This is a genomic window from bacterium, from assembly GCA_019912885.1.
Lineage (GTDB): Bacteria > Lernaellota > Lernaellaia > JACKCT01 > JACKCT01 > JAIOHV01.
Genome location: JAIOHV010000022.1, coordinates 1 through 5,407, shown reverse-complemented (window position 1 = coordinate 5,407; position 5,407 = coordinate 1). Strand labels below are relative to the sequence as shown.

2 protein-coding genes are annotated in these 5,407 nt (G+C 61.3%); both read left to right on the top strand.

Annotation, left to right across the window (positions count from 1 at the left end):
* The coding region (locus tag K8I61_01875; protein MBZ0270756.1) for a hypothetical protein at positions 1-1,480 on the top strand (1,480 nt) is incomplete at its 5' end.
* On the top strand, positions 1,481-5,407 hold a 3,927-nt coding region (locus K8I61_01870; protein ID MBZ0270755.1), incomplete at its 3' end, for a phage head morphogenesis protein.

Sequence of the window (5,407 nt, the reverse complement as noted above, 5' to 3'; positions counted from 1 at the left end):
CATCCTCGACCCGACGCGCATGGGATCGGCGGCGTCGCTCGCGGGCAACGTGTTCGAGAAGCACGGCGTCAAGGACTCCATCCCCGCCGAGTGGCACGAGCGCGCGGCCAAGGCGTGGGAGTTCTATCTCGAGGAACCCATCGTCTCGAACGCGATCAACTCGTGGCGCGTCTTCGCCCTGGGCGACGAGGTCGGGGTGTCGAGCGAGGACGAGGGAACGCAGGACCAGGCGCGGGATTTGTTCTACCGCCTTGAACTGAACAACTTCGTGAGGGACATGATCCTGCAGCTGCTCGTGAAGGGCGACTGCACCGGGTATCTCAAACGCACCGCCGAGGGCGACGACCTGGACAAAGTCGTGTGCGTCAACCCGATCAGCGTGAAGCTCAAGTTCGTGGGCGGCGTGCTCGCCGAGGCGCGGCAGCGGCGGCAACTGGCCGACGGCACGTTCGATACTGCTGACGACGGCGTGTCGCTCGCCCTCGACCAGATGCTCCACCTCAAATGGAACGCGCCGGAGTTTTCGCCGCGCGGCAACAGCATCGTGCTCCCCGCGTTCGAGTCCATCGAACTGCTGCGCGATTTCCGCAAAGCCGAGCGGGCCATCGCCCTGCGCTGGACCACGCCGCTGCGCTTTATCCAGGTGGGCGGGCAGTTCGGCGACAAGGTCATCATGCCGAGCCAGAAGATGCTGGAGACGGTGCGCAACGAGATCGACAAGATGGACCTCAAAAGCGGCCTCGTCGTCCCGTTCTATGTGAAGGCGGAAACTTACGGAACCGAGGGGCACGTGCTCAACACCGAGGCGAAGATCAAGGAGGTCAAAGAGGACATCTTGGTTGCCCTGGGCATGGCGCGGTCCATCATCACCGGTGACGGCCCGAACTTCGCCACAGCCTCGGTCTCGATGCAGAAGATGGTGATTATGCTCAAGGAGATCAAACAGGCCGCGCGGCGGATTCTGGATTGGGTGTTTTACGAGTGGATGGAACTCAAAGGCATCGACGCCGATGTCGATTACGAGTTCTCGGACCTGGACCTGACGAGCGAGGTGGACCAGAAGCGGTTGTTGATTGATTTGTACGACCGCAACCTCATTTCGAAGAACACCCTGCAGTCGAAGATGGATTTGAACCCGGAGGTCGAGTCGGCCAACCGCACGAAAGAGCAGCGCCTGGTCGACATGAACTGGGATATCAAGGACGTCACGGCGCTCGTGCAGCTGGCCATCATGAGTCCCGCGTCGGCGCGCAAGCTGCTGGGCCTGGAGGAAGCCGCCGAGGAGAAATCAATTCAGCAGGACGAGCAGCAGGCGGTCCAGGCCATGTACGCTGACGCGGCGGCTAAAACCCGCGCGTCGGGCGACACTTGCAGCGAGTGCCTGCACTTCGACGAAGAGGCTAACCACTGCCGCGTGCTGGAGCGCGAGGCGTCGCTCTTCGATCCGGCGTGCCGGTTCCACCGCAACGCGGCGGTGTAGATGCTGGCCGTCGCCCTCGACCAGGCCGAACGAATTCGCCAGTCCGTGGCGGCGTCGTTTGCGGCCCGCGACCTGTACACCGAGAAACAGGTCGCGGCGCTCGTCGGGTCGTTGCGCGAAGCCGAGAAGCGGGTCAAGGCCGACCTGCTGCGGTATGCCGACCTGGGCGCGCTCACGCCAGGCCAGAAGATCAACCAGATCCGGCTCGCCGCCCTCACCGATCGGCTCGACGGCACGATCAAGGGCTTGAAGGCCGAGCACACGCTCGCGCTGAAAACCGCAGCTAAGGAATCCCACCTCGAGGGCATGGCGCAGGGCGCGCTCGAACTCAAGGTCCACGGCCTGCCGGGATACGACGCGCTCACCGACGAGTCCGCGAAGCGACTGGCGAAGGACGCCTTCTCGCTCATGGACAAGAGCGCGCTCGATTTTCTCGTGCGCTTCGACGTCCAACTGACCGGGCAGGTTTCGGCGGATCTGCTCACCGGCATCAAGAACTCGCTGACGGTCGGGATCGCGGCGGGCCTGTCCATTCCGAATATCGCCAAGAACATCGGTTCGGTGATTCTGGACAAAGAGGCGTTCAAGCAGGCGGGCAAGACCGTCTTCGCCACGGCGCAGCAACGTATCGAACTGATCGCCCGGACGGAAATCCTGCGGGCCCATAACCAGGGGCGGCTCAAGTTCTACGACACCGTGGGAGTGCGCGATGTCCGGTGGATGGTCGCGGCCGACGAACGGCTCTGTCCGATCTGCTCGGCTCTGGATGGCCAGGTGTTCGCGGTGGACAAAATGCCGCCGATTCCACGTCACCCGGCCTGCAGATGTTGTGTGTCGGCAGTGCCTCTGCGGATATGCTCGACCGAGACGCTAAAGCTCACGGCGATGGCCGGTCCCGCCGACGCGGGCGGCAACTGCCTGCTCTCGCCGACGCAGGTGCATGACGCCTCGGTCGCGCAGAAGGCCGAGCAGTCCCAGGTCAACAAGGCGGTCAAACAGGGCCAATACGAATCGCTCAGTATCAAGCCGCTGCAGGAAGAGTGCAAAAAGCGCGGCATTTCGATCTACCGCACCAAGGCCGACTTCATCAAGCTGCTCGGCCAGCAGAATCCTTCCATCGATTATTCGACGTGGGCGACCAAGGACATCATGGCCGAGGTCGCCAAGCAGGGTATCGGAAAGACCTGCACGAAGGATGACCTGATCGCGCTGCTCAAGCAGTTCGACGCCGCGCACGCGGCGATAATCCAGGAGGCGGCCACGCTTCCCGATTTCTCGTCGATGACAGTGCAACAGCTTCAGGACGAGGCGAAGAAGCACGGCATTTCCATCGCCAAGACGAAATCGCAGTTCATCGCGGAACTGGAAAAGCTCGAACCCAATCCCGCGAAGCCGCACTTCATGCTCAAAGGCCAGGAACTCGAAGCCAAGATCAAGCAGTTCGGGATCGGCAAACTGAAGCCCAAGGAGATGCTGGTTTCCGATCTTCAGAAGGCGCTCTCCATCGACAAAAATGCGGTGCATGCGGTCGAGGAAGCGGCGAAGCACAAGGCCGAACTGACCAAGGCGCTGGATGCGGTCGTGATGCCCGACGACCCCGCGCAGTACCAGACGTTCTTGGAGTCGGCAAAGAAGGCGACGCAGTCTTACGTCCAGCACGCGGATTTCATTGCCGCCGATGAAATCGGTTCGCTCTCGGCGTCTCTCGCGCAGAAAATCTCGGCCTGGGAAACGAAAGTGAAAACCATGTCGCTGGACGATCTGAAGAAGCTCGCCCAGCAGACGAAGCTCAAACATTACCAGTGGCACACGAAGGACGAACTGGTCGCCCGGTTCTCGATGTTCGACGAGGCGCAGCTGGCGAAGGTCGATGCGTCCGTCGAAGCGAAATGGGCGAAATGGGCCGAGAAGCACGGCGGCAAAAAGGCGAAGACGCCGACGTCGGAAGTCGCGCCGGAAAAGCCGAAACCGACCCCGAAGCCCGTCAACATTCCAGAGACGCCTCTACCGCCGAAGAACCCTACGAAGCTTGTTCCCGCCGACGAGCACTTCCGGGATGTGGATGCGCGGTGGGAACAGATCAACGCGAAAAAGCCGTTCAAGAATCGCCGCGAAGTGAGAAACGAACTCGGCGGCGCGCACCGCAAGTTCATCTACGATGACGACCAGGGCAACCAGTGGCTCTTCAAACCGATCTCCGAGGATTTCCGCGCCCACGGCGACGAGGTCGCCTATCGCATCGGTCGCCTGGTCGATCCGGACGCGGTCGAGGTGCGGCTGATCGAACTGGACGGCGAGACCGGCTCGATCCAGCGGATGGTGCCGAAGCTCAAGGCGCAGAAGGACTTCAAGGGCATCGACCCGAAGGACCTGCTGCCAGCGGAACTGGAACAGGTGCAGCGCGAGCATGTCGTCGATTGGCTGATATCGAATCACGATGGCCACTGGGAGAACTTCCTGCGCGGAACGGACGGCCATCTCTACGGGATCGACAAAGGGCAGCTGTACAAATTTCTGGGCGATGACGCGCTCGACATCGCGTACCACCCCAACGCGGCCCACGGCGCTTCCGAGCCGTACTACAACACGGTCATGCGCGCATTTTCTGAGAAGCGCATCGACATGAACCTGCAGGCGACGCTCACCTACATCGAGCGTGTCGAGGCAATCCCCGACGAGCAGTTCCTCGATCTGCTGACTCCGTATGCCGAGCGGCGGTTTTCCCAGAAGGCCAAGCAAAATGTTTTCTACAACATGGCGCTCGACCGCAAGCACAATGTCCGGCGCGACTTTGAAAAATTTTACGACAATCTGGCGAAGAAGCGCGGCCTGCCGGGTTTCTCGTTCGACGCGAAAGTTGCGAAAAAGGGTGCGGCGCGTCTCGGCCAATTCGAGGAGCGGATGGTGCAGGACGCGGCCGAGGCGGGTTGGCAGGGCAAGTCCATCCCCATCGACGTGGACCAGATCGAGGACCAGAACGCGCTCGTCTTCCAGCAGACCGTGAAAAAGGGATCGAAGGTTACCGGCAAGCAGACCATCGTGCAGATCAAGGTGCGGCCCGAACACGAGGACAAAATCCTGGAAGCCATCGGCAAGGCGGGGCCGCCGGGCAAGAAAACGATCCTGCCGCAGATCGGCGCACCGCTGCCGGAAGATGAATTCTACGATGACATCCTGGCTGCCGTAAAAAGTGCCAACCACCACATGGGCGACAAGGTTTTCAGCGATCAAAAGATTGAGAAGGCCATGTCGCACTGGGACCGCCTGGTGATGCAAGCGGCGCAGAGCGATCCGGAAGCGGCGAAGATGGCCGAGCAATATCTGGATGCTCTGCGCGAGATGCAAAAGACGGTTGACGCTGTAAAGAGCGGAAAGGCGGGCGTCTCGAAGCTGCCCAAATTCACGCAATACGTCAGGCGCACCATGCCGGAACGGGCGACAATTCCGAACATTCCAAAGCCCAAGGACATGGTCGTTCGCAAGGGCAAGGTGTTGATGCAGAAGCGCACCAATACGGCGGGCGAGATCATTACGGACGGAACAGAGCGCGATCTGTCGGCGGTCTTTGGCCGGTCGATGGTTGACGGCACGCAGTTCGAGATCGAGTTCGAGGACGGTGTCACGGCGGTCTATCGCCCATGGGCGGGCAACGGCGACATCTTCGCGTCGGCGGGTGAACTGGAGGTGCGCGTCGATGGGGCCTGCGCCCCTGGTGTCGTGGAAAAAGCCCTTGAGAAGATCGAGCGTTTGGGCCTCAATGCGGCCCCGGCGGCCATCGAGGACGCTGAGATCATGTACTTGCAGAAGCAGGCCTACATCCAGAGCATCGACAACTCGCCGCGCTTCAAGAAGGTGCTGACCTCGATGAAAAACAAAACGAAGCAGGAGCAGGTGCGGGCCATGCGCGATTTCTGGAGCACGGAACTG